This window comes from Mycolicibacterium vinylchloridicum (assembly GCF_013404075.1).
GTDB lineage: Bacteria > Actinomycetota > Actinomycetes > Mycobacteriales > Mycobacteriaceae > Mycobacterium > Mycobacterium vinylchloridicum.
In genome coordinates this window covers 1-1,288 of the sequence record NZ_JACBJQ010000179.1, presented here as the reverse complement: position 1 = coordinate 1,288, position 1,288 = coordinate 1, and the positions used below count along the sequence as shown (strand labels likewise).

The window sequence follows — 1,288 nt, the reverse complement described above, 5'->3', positions numbered from 1 at the left end:
ACCCGGCCCCCAACCACCCTTGAACTTTGCCCCGCCGATCGTCCCCAGCCCCCACCGCTGCCCGGATACAACGTCGCCCATAAGATCCAGCACAGGTCCGTAGCGAGCGTCACATGCCGCGTGGGCCAGGAATCGCACCTGGTCGGCCAGTGACCACCGGGTTTGCCCAAATGCGGAGAACCCCGGCCGAGTGACCTCGCTGGGTACCGCAGGCGTCGGGCCACCGGCCTCGGACAACACCGCCTCCACCTTGTCGGCCGCGGTCTGGTGAGCACCCAGCTGTTCCCACATCTGTTCGGCGGCACCGTTATCCGATGCGGTGATCGCGGCTCGCATGGTGCCATCCACCGCCTCGGCGCCGTCCTGGCGCAAAAGTGCCAGCGCGAGAGGCACTTTGATCGTCGACCAGGCCGGTCCCGACGACCACGCACCCAACGAATGAATTTGACCGGCTCCGCTGAGCGGCCCGTAGGCCAGACCGATGTCGGCCCCGACTGTGTTCTGCAACTCAGCGAAGGCAGCCGAGAGGTCGACGGCGGTCGATACGGGTTCGGGAGCGGGCGATGGAGCCTGCGGTTGCGCGGGCGCGGGGCCCGCTGTGGGCTCAGGGGTTTCGGCGGCGGCACGCTCGGTTCCGAATTGGTGTACAAGCCATGGGATTCCGCAGCCCAGTAGCGCGATTACCGCGGCGATCGCCACGACCACGCGCAGAACTCGCCCCGATCCTGATCGGTCTTGGGTCGGACGTTTCACGGCTCGGTGCCCGCCCGGACGGCGGGGATCCGGCGGCTGCGGTTCAGTAGACATAGACCACGGCATTGTTGCCACCACGGCAGGTCAGCACCTGTTCCATCGCACACGCCATCGCGTAGAACTGATGGGTTACCGGGCTGTAGACCTGCAGAATGCTGGGGAACTGCCCACTGCTGTTATTCACGGCATTCCCGACATTGAGCGCGAAAGGGCATGACGTCAAATCACTTCCGGCTGCAGTGTGTGCGTATCGTCCACCCGCAGGTGGACCACATTCCTTTGCGCCCGGCGGCGGTGTGGTGGCGGTCGGCGTTCGCGCAACAGCGGTGGAGGTTGTGGAATTAGTGACCGTTTCGGTGAATGTGCGAGGAGTCGAAGTGCGCGCGCTCGTGGCGGTCGTGGATGAAGTGTCGTGTTGGGTGAGGTTGATGATGGTGGCGATGATGGCGGCCACGGCGACGAGGGCCCCGATCGCCACCGCCGCCATTTTCAGGCCGCCCCCAGACGAGCTCGGCGCGGGCCGAGCCGGTGGCGG

Annotated in this window: 1 protein-coding gene and 1 pseudogene; both read right to left on the bottom strand. The window is 66.1% G+C overall.

Annotated elements, in window-relative coordinates; all coding sequences use genetic code 11:
- Positions 1–753: serine hydrolase (locus tag HPC46_RS34425; RefSeq protein WP_179476440.1), on the bottom strand; the 753-nt coding region annotated here is incomplete at its 3' end.
- Between the two features lie 43 nt (positions 754–796).
- Positions 797–1,288 (bottom strand): annotated as a pseudogene (locus HPC46_RS34420) (hypothetical protein); the annotation flags it as partial.